19 protein-coding genes and 1 tRNA gene are annotated in these 16,402 nt (G+C 58.5%); 7 read left to right on the top strand and 13 right to left on the bottom strand.

The features are described from left to right. Nucleotides 1–2: 2 nt before the first annotated feature. From IVA92_RS22290 to IVA92_RS22275, 4 genes are all read right to left on the bottom strand, one after another. Nucleotides 3–617 (bottom strand): NADH-quinone oxidoreductase subunit C, encoded by a 615-nt coding sequence (locus tag IVA92_RS22290; RefSeq protein ID WP_247277157.1) that lies wholly within the window; start codon nucleotides 615–617, stop codon nucleotides 3–5. A gap of 11 nt (nucleotides 618–628) precedes the next feature. After that, nucleotides 629–1,216, bottom strand: a complete 588-nt coding sequence (locus tag IVA92_RS22285) for an NADH-quinone oxidoreductase subunit B (protein ID WP_247277156.1) — start codon at nucleotides 1,214–1,216, stop codon at nucleotides 629–631. Next, entirely contained in the window at nucleotides 1,207–1,572 is a 366-nt protein-coding gene (locus IVA92_RS22280) for an NADH-quinone oxidoreductase subunit A (protein ID WP_008136158.1), read from the bottom strand. The genes IVA92_RS22285 and IVA92_RS22280 overlap by 10 nt, the downstream gene beginning before the upstream one ends. A 448-nt stretch (nucleotides 1,573–2,020) precedes the next feature. Then, nucleotides 2,021–4,276: a TonB-dependent siderophore receptor gene (locus IVA92_RS22275; RefSeq protein WP_247277190.1), complete on the bottom strand. Its 2,256-nt coding sequence runs from the start codon at nucleotides 4,274–4,276 to the stop codon at nucleotides 2,021–2,023. A 427-nt stretch (nucleotides 4,277–4,703) separates the two neighbouring features. On the opposite strand from IVA92_RS22275, the gene IVA92_RS22270 reads away from it, so the two are divergent. Together IVA92_RS22270 and IVA92_RS22265 are read left to right on the top strand one after the other, a co-directional pair. After that, complete coding sequence (locus IVA92_RS22270) at nucleotides 4,704–4,907, top strand: hypothetical protein (protein ID WP_247277155.1); 204 nt, start codon at nucleotides 4,704–4,706, stop codon at nucleotides 4,905–4,907. A 160-nt stretch (nucleotides 4,908–5,067) separates the two neighbouring features. Then, nucleotides 5,068–5,144, top strand: a tRNA-Asp gene (locus IVA92_RS22265). Nucleotides 5,145–5,182: 38 nt separating this feature from the next. Here IVA92_RS22265 and IVA92_RS22260 read toward each other — a convergent pair. The 3 genes from IVA92_RS22260 to IVA92_RS22250 form a co-directional block, all read right to left on the bottom strand. Then, nucleotides 5,183–6,448, bottom strand: a complete 1,266-nt coding sequence (locus tag IVA92_RS22260; RefSeq protein ID WP_247448799.1) for a hypothetical protein — start codon at nucleotides 6,446–6,448, stop codon at nucleotides 5,183–5,185. A 1,055-nt stretch (nucleotides 6,449–7,503) separates the two neighbouring features. Further along, nucleotides 7,504–7,689, bottom strand: a complete 186-nt coding sequence (locus IVA92_RS22255) for a hypothetical protein (RefSeq protein WP_247277153.1) — start codon at nucleotides 7,687–7,689, stop codon at nucleotides 7,504–7,506. A 68-nt stretch (nucleotides 7,690–7,757) separates the two neighbouring features. Beyond that, on the bottom strand, nucleotides 7,758–8,240 hold the full coding sequence (locus tag IVA92_RS22250) for a hypothetical protein (RefSeq protein WP_247277152.1): 483 nt from the start codon (nucleotides 8,238–8,240) through the stop codon (nucleotides 7,758–7,760). A gap of 327 nt (nucleotides 8,241–8,567) precedes the next feature. Between IVA92_RS22250 and IVA92_RS22245 the strand changes: the two genes are divergently transcribed. The 3 genes from IVA92_RS22245 (at nucleotide 8,568) to IVA92_RS22235 (ending at nucleotide 10,492) form a co-directional block, all read left to right on the top strand. Continuing rightward, the gene (locus IVA92_RS22245) at nucleotides 8,568–8,897 is read left to right on the top strand and encodes a hypothetical protein (protein WP_247277151.1); all 330 of its coding nucleotides are present in this window, start codon (nucleotides 8,568–8,570) and stop codon (nucleotides 8,895–8,897) included. 231 nt (nucleotides 8,898–9,128) lie between these two features. After that, on the top strand, nucleotides 9,129–10,085 hold the full coding sequence (locus tag IVA92_RS22240) for a hypothetical protein (RefSeq protein WP_247277150.1): 957 nt from the start codon (nucleotides 9,129–9,131) through the stop codon (nucleotides 10,083–10,085). 44 nt (nucleotides 10,086–10,129) lie between these two features. Then, the gene (locus tag IVA92_RS22235; protein ID WP_247277149.1) at nucleotides 10,130–10,492 is read left to right on the top strand and encodes a hypothetical protein; all 363 of its coding nucleotides are present in this window, start codon (nucleotides 10,130–10,132) and stop codon (nucleotides 10,490–10,492) included. Nucleotides 10,493–10,591: 99 nt separating this feature from the next. On the opposite strand, the gene IVA92_RS22230 is transcribed toward IVA92_RS22235, so the two are convergent. Both IVA92_RS22230 and IVA92_RS22225 read right to left on the bottom strand, forming a co-directional pair. Then, nucleotides 10,592–11,233: a hypothetical protein gene (locus tag IVA92_RS22230; protein WP_247277148.1), complete on the bottom strand. Its 642-nt coding sequence runs from the start codon at nucleotides 11,231–11,233 to the stop codon at nucleotides 10,592–10,594. Nucleotides 11,234–11,362: 129 nt separating this feature from the next. Next, a complete protein-coding gene (locus tag IVA92_RS22225) occupies nucleotides 11,363–12,634 on the bottom strand; it encodes a hypothetical protein (protein WP_247277147.1) in 1,272 nt (423 codons plus the stop codon). A 126-nt stretch (nucleotides 12,635–12,760) separates the two neighbouring features. Here IVA92_RS22225 and IVA92_RS22220 point away from each other — a divergent pair, with 126 nt between their 5' ends. Both IVA92_RS22220 and IVA92_RS22215 read left to right on the top strand, forming a co-directional pair. Next, nucleotides 12,761–12,937, top strand: a complete 177-nt coding sequence (locus IVA92_RS22220; protein ID WP_247277146.1) for a hypothetical protein — start codon at nucleotides 12,761–12,763, stop codon at nucleotides 12,935–12,937. 142 nt (nucleotides 12,938–13,079) lie between these two features. Next, the gene (locus IVA92_RS22215; protein WP_247277145.1) at nucleotides 13,080–13,277 is read left to right on the top strand and encodes a hypothetical protein; all 198 of its coding nucleotides are present in this window, start codon (nucleotides 13,080–13,082) and stop codon (nucleotides 13,275–13,277) included. Between the two features lie 1,365 nt (nucleotides 13,278–14,642). On the opposite strand, the gene IVA92_RS22210 is transcribed toward IVA92_RS22215, so the two are convergent. The 4 genes from IVA92_RS22210 to IVA92_RS22200 all read right to left on the bottom strand — a co-directional run bounded on the left by IVA92_RS22210 (nucleotide 14,643) and on the right by IVA92_RS22200 (nucleotide 16,338). Then, nucleotides 14,643–14,927 (bottom strand): hypothetical protein, encoded by a 285-nt coding sequence (locus tag IVA92_RS22210; RefSeq protein WP_247277144.1) that lies wholly within the window; start codon nucleotides 14,925–14,927, stop codon nucleotides 14,643–14,645. Beyond that, nucleotides 14,924–15,547, bottom strand: coding sequence for a hypothetical protein (locus IVA92_RS22205; protein ID WP_247277143.1), 624 nt, complete (start codon nucleotides 15,545–15,547; stop codon nucleotides 14,924–14,926). The genes IVA92_RS22210 and IVA92_RS22205 overlap by 4 nt, the downstream gene beginning before the upstream one ends. Beyond that, nucleotides 15,544–15,672, bottom strand: a complete 129-nt coding sequence (locus IVA92_RS35795) for a hypothetical protein (RefSeq protein ID WP_256464556.1) — start codon at nucleotides 15,670–15,672, stop codon at nucleotides 15,544–15,546. The genes IVA92_RS22205 and IVA92_RS35795 overlap by 4 nt, the downstream gene beginning before the upstream one ends. A gap of 159 nt (nucleotides 15,673–15,831) precedes the next feature. After that, complete coding sequence (locus IVA92_RS22200; RefSeq protein ID WP_247277142.1) at nucleotides 15,832–16,338, bottom strand: HK97 family phage prohead protease; 507 nt, start codon at nucleotides 16,336–16,338, stop codon at nucleotides 15,832–15,834. Nucleotides 16,339–16,402 lie beyond the last annotated feature (64 nt).

Genomic DNA, 16,402 nt, shown 5'->3' with positions numbered 1-16,402 from the left:
GATCAGACCTTCGGCCCCGCTTTTTCGTCGCCCGGAAGGACCGGATAGTCCGCCCCCTCCCACGGCGAGAGAAAATCGAACTTGCGGAATTCCTGGTTGAGCCTGACAGGCTCGTAGACCACGCGCTTCTCCTGGTCGTCGTAGCGGACCTCGACGAAGCCGGTGAGCGGGAAATCCTTGCGCAGCGGATGCCCCTCGAAACCGTAATCGGTGAGGATGCGGCGCATGTCGGGATGGCCGACGAAGATCACGCCGTAGAGGTCATAGGCCTCACGCTCGAACCAGTCGGCGCCAGGGAACACATCGATCAGCGAGGGCACCTGGGTGGTCTCGTCGGCCTGGGCCCTGAGCCGGATCCGCGTGTTCAGCGTCGGCGACAGGAAGTGATAGATCACGTCGAAGCGCTTCTCGCGATCCGGATAGTCCACCGCCGTGATGTCGGTGAAGTTGACGAAGCGGCAGTTCGGATCGTCACGGAGGTACTTGACCACCTCGACAATCTTGCTCGCGTCGACGTCCACCGTGAGCTGGTTGAAGGCCACCGCGTGACCGGTGGCGGCGCCCGGCAGCGCGCTAACGATCGTCTGCCCCAGGGCGTCGAGCTTGGCGTCGTCCATGACGTAAAACCTTAGCGTTCGATGGTGCCGGTGCGGCGAATCTTCTTTTGAAGCAGCAGCACGCCATAGAGCAGCGCTTCCGCCGTGGGCGGGCAGCCCGGCACGTAGATGTCGATCGGCACGATGCGGTCGCAGCCGCGCACGACCGAGTAGGAATAGTGGTAGTACCCCCCGCCGTTGGCGCAGGAGCCCATCGAGATGACGTAGCGCGGCTCGGGCATCTGGTCGTAGACCTTGCGCAGCGCCGGGGCCATCTTGTTGGTCAGGGTGCCGGCGACGATCATCACGTCGGACTGGCGCGGCGAGGCGCGCGGCGCGAAGCCGAAGCGCTCGACGTCGTAACGCGGCATCGAGACTTGCATCATCTCGACCGCGCAGCATGCGAGACCGAAGGTCATCCACATCAAGGAGCCGGTGCGCGCCCAGGTGATGAGGTCGTCGGTCGCGGCCACGAAGAAGCCCTTGTCGGACAGTTCGGAATTGACCTCAAGGAAGAACGGATCATTGGCCCCGACCGGCTTGCCGGTCGACGGATCCAGTATGCCCTTGGAGGCCGGCGCAACAACCGGACCCGTGGACGATGCAGGGTTCAATCCCATTCGAGTGCTCCCTTCTTCCATTCATAGGCGAACCCGACCGTCAGCACGGCCAGGAACACCACCATGGACCAGAAGCCGGTCGCGCCAAGCTTGCCGAACGCCACCGCCCAGGGAAACAGGAACGCCACCTCGAGGTCGAAGATGATGAAGAGGATGGCGACCAGATAGAAGCGGACGTCGAACTTCATGCGGGCGTCGTCGAAGGCGTTGAAACCGCACTCATACGCCGACAGCTTTTCCGGGTCCGGCTGCTGAAACGCCACGATGAAGGGCGCGATCAGCAGCACGAGGCCGATGAGGCCCGCTACCCCTATAAAGACGACGAGTGGAAGATAGTTCTGTAGAATGCCGCTCATGACGAGCCCTTTTTCCCGCAGCCTCGGGACAGCCACGGATTCGTCCGATTTGGAATTATTCTGAGCCTTAGCGCAGTGCACCAATGGGCGCAAGACACGCTCTTTTCAGGCCCTTTGCCGCTCCCAGAACGGTGGAAATCCCGGAATCACCCCGCGCTGGTATGGAGCAGATCAGCCGACCCAGCAAGGGCGATCCCCGATCAGTCCAGGCGCGCTCGGCCGTGACGGCCACTAATTGGGAAGGCGCACCTTAATCTAGGCCGAGGCGCAGCAAAGTCCAGATTACAATCAGGACAGGGGCTCCCACCGCCCCCGAGGCCTGGCGATAGAGCGGCAGGCCGGTCGGGCAGAGCAGCAGAAAACGGTCGAGATCAGGCTGGTTCAGGTGTGGACCGCGGACCAGAGCCTGGCCGTGCGCGCCTTCACGATTGCCGCCGCTCGCCCGCGCCTACCACTTGTAGGAGACGCTGGCGGTCACGCGCCGGCGGTCGCCGTAGAAGCAGGACGTGGCCGACGCGCAGCTCGCGACGTACATCTTGTCGGTCACGTTGATCACGTTGAGCGCCGTCCGCCAGTTCTGCCATTCGTAGTGGACCGCGAGATCGCCGAGCACCACCGCGGGTACCTCGAGAGTGTTGGCAGTATCGGCCCAGGAGGAGCCGACGTAGCGCACACCGCCGCCGAACCCGAATCCTTCCAACGGTCCGTCCTTGAACGTGTAGTCGGCCCACCCCGAGACCAGGAGTTCAGGCGTGTTGGTCGGCGTCTTGCCGACCAGCGCCGGATCGAGATCCTTGCTGTTGAAGATATGATAGGCCGTGAAGGCGCCGATCAGCTTCAGCTCCCTTGTGGCATTGGCCACCGCTTCGAGCTCGATGCCGCGCGAGGTCACCTCGCCGGTCTGGTTCTGCAGCACCGGCACACTGCCCGGCAACGTCGTCGCGACATTTTGACGGACCAGATCGAAAGCTGAGACCGTGAAATAGCCGTCGAAGCCTTTTGGCGCGACCTTCACGCCGATTTCGGCCTGCTTGCCGGTCTCCGGCAGAAACAGCTGGTTCTGGGCGTTGAGGCCGATGATGGGATTGTAGCTCGTCGAATAGGAGACGTAGGGCGCGATGCCGTTGTCGAAATTATAAATCAGCCCGGCGCGGCCGCTGAACCTGCTGTCGTCGCGGCTGGCGACCATGACGCCCGTGTCGCGGGCGTCCTGCGTGGTCTCGACCCAGTCATTGCGGCCACTCAGCACCAGCGTGAAGTTGCCGAGCTTCATCTGGTCCTGGAGATAAGTGCCGGCCTGCTTCTGCGTGATCAGGAAGTTCCGGAACGGAGCGCTCGGTAATGGAACCTGGGCCGCCCCATAAACGGGATTGAAGACGTTGATCGCGGGCACGCCGAACCCGAAGGCCTGATAGTCGTCGATCTGGTAGCCCCTCAGATCGACCCCGAACAGCATGGTGTGCCCGACTGGGCCGGTGTTGAAACGGTACTCAAGCTGGTTGTCGAGATTGGCCTGATTGGCCGTGTTCTTCGCATACCAATTGTACCGATTGAGAGTGGCCGTGTTGACGTCGGCCCAACCGTTGCCGACATAGCCGCGGTATGTGATGTCCACATGTGCAAAGCGGGCGTTCTGACGGAATGTCAGGTCGTCGGTGAGATTGCGCTCGAACTGATAGCCGAGCATCTCCTGCTCGCGCGTGAACTTGTCGACGCTGGGATCGCCGATGAAGAAGCTGGTGGGAATCTTGCCGAACGAGGCGCTGGTCACTGTGCCCTGGTAAGGCAGGAAGTTGATGCCGCGGGTGTCCTGCTTCGAAGCCGAGGCCAGCACCGTCAAGGTCGTGTCGGCATCCGGCTTCCAGGTGACCGACGGGGCGATGAAGTAGTTGTTGTCGGGCGTGAAGTTGACCTGCGTGCCGCCATTCTGGACCTGGCCGAGCACGCGGGCGAACAGCTTGCCGTTCTCAGGGCTGGTGGCGACCGGTCCGCCCAAATCGAAGCGGACATAGGCGTTGCCGAAATTGTTGAAGCCGGCCTCGATGTAGCGGATCGGCTCGGCAGGCGGCATCTTGCTGATGACGTTGACGATGCCGCTCGGGCTCGATCCGCCATACAGCACGGCTGACGGACCGCGCAGCACCTCGACGCGCTCCATGTTGGGCGTCTGGAGCTTCCAGCTGGCATAGGACGTGTAGAACAGCTGCATGCCGTCGAGGAACAGTCCGATGTCCTCGGACTTAAAGCCGCGGATTAGCCACCAATCGTTGCGGGTATCCGTCCCAAAGGTCCCGGCGCGCACGCCGGCGGTGTAGCGCAGGACCTCGTCGAGCTTGTTCGGCTTCTGGTCGCGGATCTGCTCGGCACCGATCACGGAGACCGACTGCGGCGTCTCTATGATCGGCGTGTTGGTCTTGGTGCCCGACGAGCTGCGGCCGGCGACGTAGCCGTTCACCGGACCGAGCGGCGTTTCGACCACGCCGACATTGCGCTGCGGCTGCGGCTTGTTCCTGTTGGCGGTCTGCACCGACGAGCGCGGCGCACGGCGCTGAGGGGTCGCCGCGGCGCGGCGGCGCGCTTCAGGCGCCGTGACCGTCACCGACGGAATGTTCTGCGCGCCACTCTGCGCCGATGCTTGTGCGGGCGATGCCTGCGGCACCAAAACCCAAGCGGATGCGGTCGCCAACACGGCCGACCGCAGCATTCCAAGACTATTCAACGCGCCACCCCAAAGCTGCATGTTTTGATGCATCATGCCGCCAGTCCCCGCGGCGACATGCGCTTAGGAGGACGCTTATGGGAGGGCGCGCGAATTGCCTAATTGAAAGCTTCTTAGAAAAATTCTTAGAAGCACTTCAATATCTTGAAAACCGGAGATCTCAGCGCGAATTCTTCCCGTTCTCGAGCATCTCGGCGGCGGTCGCCGTGAGTTGATCAATCTGCCGCAGCAGTGCGTGGAACGGCTTCGCTCAAATGATCCAGCAGGCGCCGATTGCGTTGCTGCGCGCCGACGATCGCATCATGCGCGCGGGGGATGAAACCATTTTGCGGAACCCGCGAAACCATCCGGAAACAGAGAGTGCCTAGAAGAGGAGCCCATAGACGACGGCAAAGTCCGTCGGGAGGCTCAGATGAACCACTCAATTCACTCTGCTGATCGCGCGACCCACCTGAAGATCGTGGTGGTGGCGCTGGTTGCCGGCATTGCGGTGGCCGGGTTCGGGATTGCAGCCCGCACCCATGCCGATTACAGCCAGACTGCCCAGTCCACCCAAATCATCAAGGCCGGCAAGCCGGTGGTGGTGACCAGCGCGGGCGCGTCGCAGATTCGCTGAGACGCACTTGACCGGGCTGACCAATGGCCGCCGCCGGGCGGCCATTTTCGTTTTCCAGAGCAATGCTTAACCGAGATGCACCGGCGGAGCGCAACGTCCTTGACTTCACCATGTCCCCCCTTTAAGTCCCCCCACGTTCCGCACGCGTTCAGCGCGCCACGCGGGAGTAGCTCAGTTGGTTAGAGCGCCGGCCTGTCACGCCGGAGGTCGCGGGTTCGAGCCCCGTCTCTCGCGCCATTATTTCAATGGCTTAGCGGCATGGCCGCCCTTCAGTTTCAACTTTTCCCCGTCCCGAGTTTCAACTTTCTGAGCTTGTTCTGTTCTGAACCGAGCAACCTCCGGCCGATTTTGCGCGCCTCATCGGCTGCCCGAACCGCCGCGATGTTCACCGGCATATAGGTTTTCTGCAGCTTGCGGTTTTGGTCGATGCTGTTCGCCATTTTGGCGGCAATGGCCTCTACGGGCGCTCCTCCGGCATTCGCCTCGACCGCGCCGGTTCGGCGCATATCCATCAGCCGGCGCATCTCGCCCTTGCCGAATACCGCCCGGCGCAGGTCCGCAAAATCGTCGATCAGGGAGTCCTTGGTGTATGGAACCGGGAGGCGCGGCCGACCGCCCTTCCCCGTAGGCTTGAAGCCCTTGGTCCGGAAAATGGGCGCATCGTCGTGCAGGTCGTAGTCCAAGCCAGCGACGTAGGCCTCCACGAGTCGCTGCGAGCGTGCTGTGAGCGTTCCTATCGCGGGTTCGCCCGTCTTGGCCCGGTCGCTGGTAAACGCCATGTCGGTGCCGCTGGTGACGGCCTGCGCGGGGGTAAGGGTGCGGACGTCGACCGGGGCAAAGCCGGTATCCCAAGCTACGGCAATGACGCAGGCCAGCCCCCGGTAGCCGGCGCGCCACGCCGCCTTAACCAGGCGGACGACTTCACCCTCCTGCCACGTCTCGGTGCGGCCGGGCACGCCAGTCTTTCGGATGATCTGTGACGGGTCCGCCTCGGGCGTACAGAGCTTCATGCCGGCCAGGACGTTGTAGAGCGCCCTCCAGATCTTTAGCGCACGTCCGGCCTCGCCATCGCCCTTCGTCGTCTTGAGCCGTCCGTACCACCGGTCCAGCATTTCGAAAGTGACGGTCTTCGGATCGACGTCACCAAAAACAGGATCGATGTATTTCCAGCCGCGGTCCCAATCCTCGCGGGTGCGCGGCGGCTTTGACTTCCATTCGTTGCTGCGGCGGAAACGCTCAAAGCCGTCGCCCACGCTGCCGGTGGGATAGACGCGGGCGGGTGCCTTCTCCAACCCCTTGCGGGCGCGCTGGTAGCGCTCTTCCCATTCTCTTGCGATAGCCCAAGCATCTGGGCCGTCCTGCCCGCAAGACACGATCTGAAAGCCCATGGCGCGCATCTTCGCGGTAGGAAGCCAATAGCCATGCTTCCCTTTGCGCACAACGTAATGCTTGAGCTTAATGCTTGCCAAGGCTCGCCAGTCGCTCCTCAAATACGTCGCGAGCATCAACGGCCACACCAACCGCTGCACCGAGACCGGCACGTCGATCTAGCCAAGCATCAATCGCCAGCAGGTCATAGTGTCCAGTTACGGGGCATGCGGCGGGAAAGCCAATTCGCTGAAGTGCGGATAGTTTTGTGAGAAAGTCAGACTCGATCAGGTGTAGGCGTCGAGCGGCTTTCTGCGGCGGCACGAGGCGCGGGTCGACGGGAAAGCGAACGGAGCTTCCCCGAACGTTGTCGTTGGCGGGAATGGGCATAACACGCCCCTGAGAAATCGAATTGTTCGGCAAACCTCGCCGGCCGAGCCGACGCACAAGGGGGATGGTGAACCGCTGGCGCTTCGCTGCTGGGTTTCAGCAATCCAGTGGCCGGCGATTCACCACCGCGATTGATTATACCATACCGCTCAGGCCAGCTCAGGCGCGGCGCCCAGCTCAATGATCTCGTCATCCGAGGCCCGCGCTGACCACATCATGCGCGCGTATTGAATCCGCAGCGCGCCCTTTGGGTCCTGGCGCGCGGCCCATTTGTGGAGGTCGTCATTCGAGGACTCCCCGACACTCCAATAAAGACCGCCGTTCCGGACAATGGGATCGCTGCCTTGAGCACGTAGGCTCGTATAGTACGTGTATGCGCAAAAAGACGTGGATGGATCGATACCAGCGCTAGCCTTAAGATTTAGATTAGTCATTTATAACCCCAGTTCGTCCGGCTCATTTGACCGGCCCCGAAACTGTGTTAACACGGATTCTATGAAACGCCAACCCGTGATAACACGGAAAAAACGGGGGCCGCCCGCGACCGGCAAGGGCACGCTGGTTGGCGTTCGCCTGCAGCCTGACGACTTGTCAGCCGTCGACAACTGGATTGCAGAACAGGACAAAGCCTCTACCCGCCCTGAGGCTATTCGGACGCTGATGCGGCAGGCGCTGAAGGGGAAGCCGAGGGGCTAGAGCCGAGGTCGCAGATTGCGCGGAGCGGGCTAGCGGGTGTGCCGGCCTGGAAGTGATGGACCCAAATTAAAGAGGCTGCCAATTGAGGCAGCCTCCCGCTCAAGTTCCTTGGTACTCTCGAATTCCGTGGCTTTTAGCCTAACTAGGCAATCATGCGCACTTGGAGCGCAAACGCTTCTTCGTTGTGCTTGCGATCCTCTTCAGCTCGCCTCTTAAGTTCGGCAAGCCGCTTGGCATGGCGCGATTGGACTGGAGTCGCGGCAAAGCCTTTGGCGGTCGCACGCTTCGCGCCAAGCTTGGCAATTGCTATGATCTGCTCGCGAGTCATGACCGACTCCTATCTGCTCCTAGTAAACGTCATGTTGACACACCTACCGCCCGGCTCAAAGCGGGATTTTAGCCCCTCCGGTAGAGCCAATAGTTCACTCCCTCCAAGTCTTGGAACTTTGTTTCGACTAAAAAACCATTATCTATCAATACGTTAGTTATCATCTCGTACTTTTCAAGGGCAGCCGCAGGCAAGTTCCGATAATAAGTTTCCATAGTAATTTTCTCGTCAGTGCAGGCTCGGGCCAACATCGAAACGCTTGCAGAGAGCAAGATCCTAACTTCTTCGCGTGCGTACGAAGGGACACACTCAAGCACCGACTCCCGTGAAAAGTCGAGACCTGTGACTTTCCACTCCTTCTCGATGTGGCGACGCCGTATCCCAAACCGGAGATCTGAAACGCCGTCGATCGATGGGCCTAACGTGACTGAGAAGAGGATCACCTCTTCCTGCTCCAGGTCGTACCCAAGTGCGAATTCAACTACACTGGTTCCCAAGTTGTCGACGAAAACGTCGGACAATTCGGAATCCAAATCATAGACATAGGCCATTCGAGCGCTTCCCCAGCCCACCCTAATAGTTGGATTAGCCGGATCGCGCTAGGCTCAGTTCATCACCGGGCACGGCCCAGGCGGAGCCTGCTGCGTCGCCTCTGCCGCAAAGAATGACGCCACGGATAGCGGCTCGCCGCCACTTGCCCACCGTTGTCTGTGAAAAGGTCGAACAACCACGGCGCGAGTGACAACGCGCTGTTGCGCCGACTCTGTTCTACGTGTGTTCTTCAGGGTGCGACGCGAAATGATTCGGGTCGCGAACCGCGCCCGGGCCTTTTCTTGGGGAATCGGGAAACCGGGCGCTCTCGCAATGGAGAACTATCGATGTCACTTTACGATGCTTTGATCAATCCCCCTTTTACGGAAAATCGCTCTCTGCAAGACTGGCAGTGGAAGTTCGAGTTTCAGCGATACCCGATTGATGCCAAGCCTTATGGCCGCGACTGCGTGTATGCTTTCGTCTCGTCTTACGGCTTTGTACACTACGTCGGCAGAGCCGATGATCTCGCCACTCGGATCGGATCTCATGATCGTATCGAGGAAGCCAAGCGCGATGGCGCGACCGAGCTATGGGTCCACCGTACCGACCACATAGCAAGGTGCATTTTCACGAGGTGGAGCAACGGCTCATCCGAGCATTGTGTCCGCCCTTGAACAAGCAGCACAACTCGCTTGCAAGCCTTGGCGGCCTTCTGGGCCTGTCGGCTGGCACTAAACCAGAGGCGCCTTTCGGGCTGCTCAATGGCCTGAAGTTCTGAGTCTCGCAGCGATTTTCAAATAAGTCTTCGGGCGGGCTTTGGTTGGCCTCGCCCGAAGATCGTCCCTCGTTGATCGCTAAACCGCAGCAAAATGAAGCGCCCGATTGATCACCTTCGCGACTCCGCGATGTCCATGGACGTGGGACCGTCCGGAGGGCACATTACAGGAATGGTTAAGATCGGCGAGCGTCTTCACACCGTGAAGACTGACTCGATCTACCGGATTATGCTAGCCGACGAAATTGATCCTGATCGCACCAATATCAATGTGCCAAACTCGCAACAGAAGGTTCTGGACTACGGCTCAGACTCGCCGTTGGTGGCCAAAACGCTGCTGACCGGCAAGCAGCTTTTTGAGAAGGGCTTCCTAGGTCCCAACTTCGAGTCTACGAAGGCAATCGAGCTAAGCTTCGAATGTTTGAAGAATTTGGCTGCGATGTCCGACCTTGCAACGGATTTCAGCAGGCAGGACGATAACGAAGAGAGACGGCTTGCAGAGTTGCAGATCAAAGGCCGTTCTATAACGCTCCCATCGGCGTCCAACCTAGAGCCTCGCTGCAAAGAGTTCATTCAACGCGCCGATCATGCGCTCCAAGCACTCTTTGCAATTGCTTCTATGTTCTACGGCAGCAAGTTAAAGGGGTGGTTTGAAGGCCTCGCGGAAGAAGTATCGCGGAAACACAAGGGCGACAGCCAATACATTGGGCTGACGTCAGACGTGGCGAATTTCTGCAAATCAATTAGGATCACTCGCAACTGCGTCGAACACAGGAAACCAAACGAGCGGATCGAAGTTTCCGACTACTCCCTAACGCCGAATAACGAGGTGGCTCCTCCCACAATTGCCGTGCACCATCCCAAGTTTAATCAACCACCAATACCGGTTTCCGCCTACACGTCGCAGGTCACCGAGCATATCGCCGATACGTTCGAGATTCTGATTGCGTTCTTGTGTTCGAGAAATATTGATGCATCGGTGACGATTCCTATCCAAGTGGTCGAGCTGCCCGAAAATCAACGCAGCAATAAGCTTGTGAAGTATTCTTACGGTATGAATGGTGGGAATCAGATTATCCCACCGTGACGTGCTTACACGGACCCGGCCCGGATAGAATTAGGAACCTGAACATGCCCATGAAACCGCCCGATCCCCTGGCTGGTCTGAGCGCATCTATGCAGCGAGCGACGGAAACGATGCACAAGAGGCACAATCCGGCCGGCCACATGCTTGGACGCTTGCAAACTCTCATTGCCAACTTTCAATCAAAGATGTCCGAGGAATCCGAGATAGGAGTTACCGTTGTCGGGGGTGGCAGCGATGGGTCCTTCCATCTCCGTCAGATAAGGGCTTCTGATCCAGACATGCTGATTTTCAGCGGCATTGATGAAAGAGGGCGCAACGTCCAGTTATTGCAGCATCACAGCCAAATGTCCGTGATGCTCATTGAAATGCCTAAGATCGAGGAAAAGCCTTATCGAATCGGCTTCTGATAGCTTCAACCGAACATAAGATGCGCGGGTCCCAGAGACTCAAGGTTGCGGCTTTCAACCGTCATCAGAACACCCGCCCGCGTTTTCGCACTCCTCGCCTCAGCCGCGGCCCGCACGCGCAACTCGATCCTGAGCTGAGCGAGCAGCAGCGCGCTCCGCCCGCCACGCCGACCAATCAATCGGTACCGGTTCAATCCTTGAGCCGGGTTGATCTTCAGGCCATACGTGCACGAGGCGCTGCACGACGCCGCTCGCAGTGATCGTCGTCAATACGGCATGGCCGCCGACAACGTGACGCCCATCGAAGCGTTTGCGACGCTGAATCTCCATACAGTGAAGGAGATACGATTCAGGATCGACCTTCTCCAAGTCGGCAATCAAGTCATAGTCCGCCGCTTGAAACTCCTCTAGCGACGGCGGGGGCATCGAAATGATCGGTAATTCTGTCAAACTCGCCGCAACGTGCTTTTCCTCAAACTCAGCGCTCTGTCTGACCAACAAAGCTTTTGGTGTGCCGGCCGTCTCTAATTCAATAGAATAGATCGCTGGCCGATCTTCTTTTTCATGCCAACCAGCCAGCACAACGCAAGATGCCGCATCTCCGTTGCGGTACTCGCGCGCGTAGCGCTGGAAATGATGAGTGATCTGAAGCTCAGCGGTTTTGATCAAATTGTCAAATGACTTGTAAGCGAGACGACCGGATAGCCATTCGCCGAACTGCGCCGGACCAGTCGCAGCCACGACAGCATTCAACCGGTACAGGCGATGAGCCTTATTGAGATTGACATCATCCGGGATGCCTTTGAAATATGAAAGTCACGTCCGTCAGCAGGAATGCCGCATTACTTCGAACAAAACCATTTATTGCGCTCATATCCGGACCTCCAATCTAGTGCGCGCCGCCACCATGGCTGTCGCGCCCTTACCCACTGCCACGGTGTCCGCGATCGACCTAGCCGTGTGCTTTATGATGGATTCGGTCGCGCGATCGTAAGCGTTCGCGCCACCATCACCACCGCGTGTCGGGAGTTTTGCAGCATTAGGATCATCTTTGTTGGCAGCGGCCGGTCGGGACGATGGTAGTGGAACGCCGCCTGGAAACTCGACCTTGGACTGCTGCTCGGCCGCAGCTTGCAACATGTCGCGAGCAAGTTGCGCTTTCGCGCGGATTAACTCAAGGGCAGCTGCGATCTCAAGATTCTCGGGTTTGCCCGAAGCGTTTAGATGTTCGATCGCGCGCGTGACTTGGTCGACATCTTGCGGCAGGCCGCGCAAGTCCTTTTGGAAGATGTCCGCTGCATCAGCCCATCTATTGAACACATCCTGGCCGCTACCAGGCTGAATGTTCTGCGAGGCAAGCGCAGTCTTCACAAGGTCGTTGGCTTTATCAATCAAATCATCTAACCAACCGCCAATATCGGCAGCAGTTGATTTGAACTGCGCAGCAAGTTGTGCAGAGGACTGCTTCCACGCTCGATCGAACGCGGCAGCCTTGGCAACGGTCGCGCCGTCGATGACCGCACCAGCCGCCTCTGCCCCCTGCGCAATATCCTCAAACGACTTACTGCCGTTGCGAAGCGCCTCAACCCAGCTTTCTGAAAGGCCGAGCATCTGCGCGGCCTTCGTTTTTTCCGGCATTGAGCCGAACTTGTTAATCAGATCGCCAGCCACCACCAAAAGCTGGTTGAGGCTGATAACTTGCCCGTTGCGGTCCTTGTACTTGATGTTGTTGGCATCAAGCAGTTTCGTCAGAGAGTTTTCGTTTTCCTTGGCATCTGCGAGTAACGAAGCAACCTTGCGCAAGTCGGTGACCGCGTCCGCCGAAGAGACGCCGCCCTGCCCAGCCGCGAAATGGATCTGCTGGAATCGCTCGGCAGTCAGGCCGGTAAACTCTGCGTTCTTCTGTAGGTCGGCCAGCTCGCTGTTGACCTTGGTGAGCGCAGCGAGCAGCCCACCCACAAGGCCAGTAACGCCAGCAGCGGCAACTCCGAGCGACGCAAACCCTCCGGCAGTTGGGTTGATGCTCGCAAACGACTGCTCAATCCGATTTACGGCGCTATCCGCCATATCGCCGGCTTGGTTCAGGTCGCTTTGGAATTGATCCAACTTCGCGCCGAGTTGGACGACTAAATCGTTTGCCATTGGTATCCTGTCGGTGAGTACGCGCATGCTCGCGCGGGGTTGCGCACTACGAGCGCAATTCTGTGCCGTCCCTCGGACGGATATTGACCACTGGAATATTGACGATCAGGAGCGCATATAGCGTAGATGGCCAAATTTACCGCGATGCTTGAAGTGAGGCTGATCGCCCTTCTCCCGCAGAAGTGGGAATGGCAAGTGTGGAAGGACGACACACTGCTGATGAGCGGCCACGAGACTTCGCGCGAAACAGCCCAGATCGAGGGAAATAGCGCCCTGTTTTACCTACTTCGCTCACCGAACTGACAATTCGAAGCGCCTCAACCGAATTAGGTCGACTCCCTACTGAAAAGGGTGTCTAGTCGCTTCATCACCGCTCGGCCCACGGCTTCTATCGGTGACGAGACCGCCAATTGCGCTCCCGCCCAATCGAGCAGGGAGCATTGTGATGCGACATCATTTCAAGCCATCATCTACATCATTTGAATACCGTCTAGATCGAGAGGCGACCAGCTTGCGCAAGCAGGCTGAAGGAATGCCCACCAGCGTTCGGCGCGACGAGCTACTGCGGAAGGCGCGGCAGATCGATGTTGCCATTGAAATCAACGCGTGGGTGACCTCTCCTGGTCTGCAAGCGCCAACGTAATTTCCAGGCTCAAGCCACCGGATTGAAACCGCTAGCAGGCGCTGACATGCGATCGATTAGAAGATCTTTCGGCTCCTACAATCACAAACTGGAAAACGTGCTGCTTGTTGCGTTGCTGATTGTGACGACTGCTCTGTTCATAGTCTAAACTGCCCGGCTCCTATGCCGTTCCGGTCATGTTGTTATTCTTCGATAAGGTGCGCATTTCTTTCTAAAGCGTTTTCACAGTGGCTTTTGTGTCGGGGTGCTCATGCTTATTTCTCGCGCGACCCTTCTCGCCCAACGTCTTAGCGAACTCTGTTCTGAACTTTCGGAATTGGAGAGCCTTCGGCTTCAGATCAAAGAAGCCGAGAGACGCGTCCGCAGTTCTCCCGTATCCCGGCCGGCTCAGTGCAATTTGGTCAGCGCGCGTGCCGCGCCTCTGCTCCGACGATAGCGAGCGCCTTGATGCATAGAGGCTGTGCCGCGGCAGCGTTTACCCATCACTGACATGGAAAACGCCGCGAATCCTCTGGACGGGTGCTTCAAAGCCCTGAGCAAGTGGAAGAGATTCCCGGTTGGCCGCGCCGGTGCTACGCTTCCAGCCCATGAATTGGCACAGGGCGTATTTCTTAGCGTCGTTAGTCTGGCTGGCCATGGTCGCCGCCGCGCTTCTTTATTACTTGCTTTTCGCCGCTTGACCGCGCCCGGCAAGTCCGCGTGTGTAGTTCCAGAATTAACTCGGACCGCGCCCATCAAGCTTAACGGCGGAATGATCGCGCGAGCGCAGGTTGTAGCCGCTGGGCTGCAAGCATGGCGAAACGCAACCGTCAGAAAAGCAAGCCGGCACCGGCGCCGTTCGATCCGAAGATTGCGGCTCGATGGGCAGAAATCCTTCGCTTGCGAGAGCAGATCAAGAAGGCGATCGCGAAACGCAAAAAGAAGAGCAGACGGCCGCACTGACCGTCCCTGAGGGAGCGACCGATCGAGAATAGATCAGACTCGTCTCGCGGTTTATGCTATCGAAGCCAATGAGAGCAATTGTAGTCACGGGTTTGGTCCTGATCTGGGCCACGTCGGTCGCAGCCCAAACAACCGCGCGACAACAGGTCCAGCACGAGGTGATCTCACCGCCGGCTGCTGCACGAATGACAATGAGCTTCTCGTTTCTCAGATCAGAGCGCTGCATTAGCCTCTTCGACAATCCAGAACTCCGGCTTAAAGATGTTCCGCAAGGAGCGGCTTCAATCCTTGTGCTCTTTTCCCAGGCCGATCGAGAATATGGCGGCCAGGAAGTTCCCTTGCCTAAGAATGGCATCCTTCCCGCTGGCGCTCTTCGCACGTTCGCGCCTTGCAATCCCGGCGTCTACCAGTATGAGGTGACGGTCAAGTCGGCCGCTGGCGAAATACTAGCAAAGGCGCGGCAATCACGTTCATTCCCAGACGATCAGGAGTGGAAAGCGCCTCGTTAGCTAGCACATCCGTCTTGCTCGGATCGACCAAGTGGCCGTTGGCGCCGTACCGGTAAAGACGGATTGCGCATTGAGGTAGAACGGCGTGGTGGCGTTGGTCATGCGTCGGCGCGACGGCTTCATCGACGGAAAGATGTTGTTGATGTCCATCTGCCAATGCGCACATGGTGAGTGCTCGTCTCTGCTTTGATGCAATCATTTGATCTCATCCGGCCACCGCTTCAGCACTTTGATTTGGATACCATCAGCATCGATTTGCGTATGCTGCGCGAAGCCGCCGACAAGTCCGCCAACCGTCGCGCTGCCGAATGTACCTTCGGCGGCTCGGTTAAATCTTGCGGCATGCTGCTTCTCTAGCAACCGCAGTCCATCATCAGGAAAATGCATTCCCGATGAACCATCTACGCTAGGCCTGATGTACAGCTCGACTGCGGCTCCTTTGAAAAAGCCGTGGTCAAAATGGCATTCCGTGACGAAGATCGATGGACCGACATTTTCGGACCAACCCGCCAGGACGACGTCGCACCGGCCGGTCATGTTAAGGCCGACTGCCTTCGCCCGAGTGGAGCACGCCTTAACCAGATCCGGCATTGCATCTGCAAGCGAACGAAAATCGGCGAAGTGATTTTCCATCAGAAGTCCCGAAAGCAGATGCGGCACCGTCGACATTCCGGTGACCGCAAAAATTGCGTTGTGCTCCGGAATCGTGTGGACTTTGGTTCCCACGCCGCAAAGTTTAGCAGACATCGGGTCGTGCCAGGCGCCATCGGAAAAGACGTGAATCGAGTCTGAAGACTTGAAAGCCGAAATCGCAGTCATTTGTCCACGCCCTCGTCATCATCAGACCCTTCGTCAATCACCACGATTTCAGCTTCGTCGATGAAGGTGCTAGTGATGCTGAAAGTCGCGAGAACTGCGGTCGCGATAGCCGTAAAAATTGGCATTGAGATCTCCGTTCTGGGATTTTGTGGTCGGCTGCATGATTAACCAATGCAACCTCTGATACCCCATCTTTTCAATTGCAGATGCGCGTGAAATGGGAGGGCGCCGGTCTCCGCGGGCAAACGGCCGAGGGAGTTGCTACACCCCTCCCCACCCCGGTGCTAAAGAATGCCGCGCGCTCGCATCTTCGCTTCAATGCGCCGCTTGGCTGCGATGCTGTTGCTTGATGCTCGGCTGATCTGAGCCGAGGTGTCCTTGCCGTAAGCGCCCCAAAGGACGAGGCTGATCTCAAACAACCTAGCCTCGGTAATCAGTCGTTTCGGCATGTCGCCGTCGTCGGTCCACTCCTCAACAACCGGAGTAAATGAGACGCTGACTTCATTGACCGTGCCGTTGCCGACAGTCGCCAATGCCTCTTGTCCTAGCGGTGCATTGGGATCAGGTGTTAGCGCAAAATATAAACCCACATTGTCTGAACGCAATTTGAGGGCGCCGTTACTGATGCGCCCCAGTGGCCTGCTTTGATCGTGACTCCAGAGCGCGGCGACGTCTGGGTTCTGCGCGAGGTGCCTATCGAATGCACCACGCGCGAACCTTTCCTCGAAGAGCCCGGCGATGATCGCGGGTCTGTTCCATGAAATGGCGAATCCTGAAATAGTTTCAGCCATTGCGCTGCATCGCTCGCAATCTCTTCTCGCGCTTTTCCTGCATTAGTTTACGCGCGATCACGGC

It is taken from the genome of Bradyrhizobium sp. 154, from assembly GCF_023073875.1.
Taxonomy (GTDB): Bacteria; Pseudomonadota; Alphaproteobacteria; order Rhizobiales; family Xanthobacteraceae; genus Bradyrhizobium.
The sequence above is the reverse complement of the archived record's forward strand: the minus strand, read 5'-3'. Positions and strand labels throughout refer to the sequence as shown.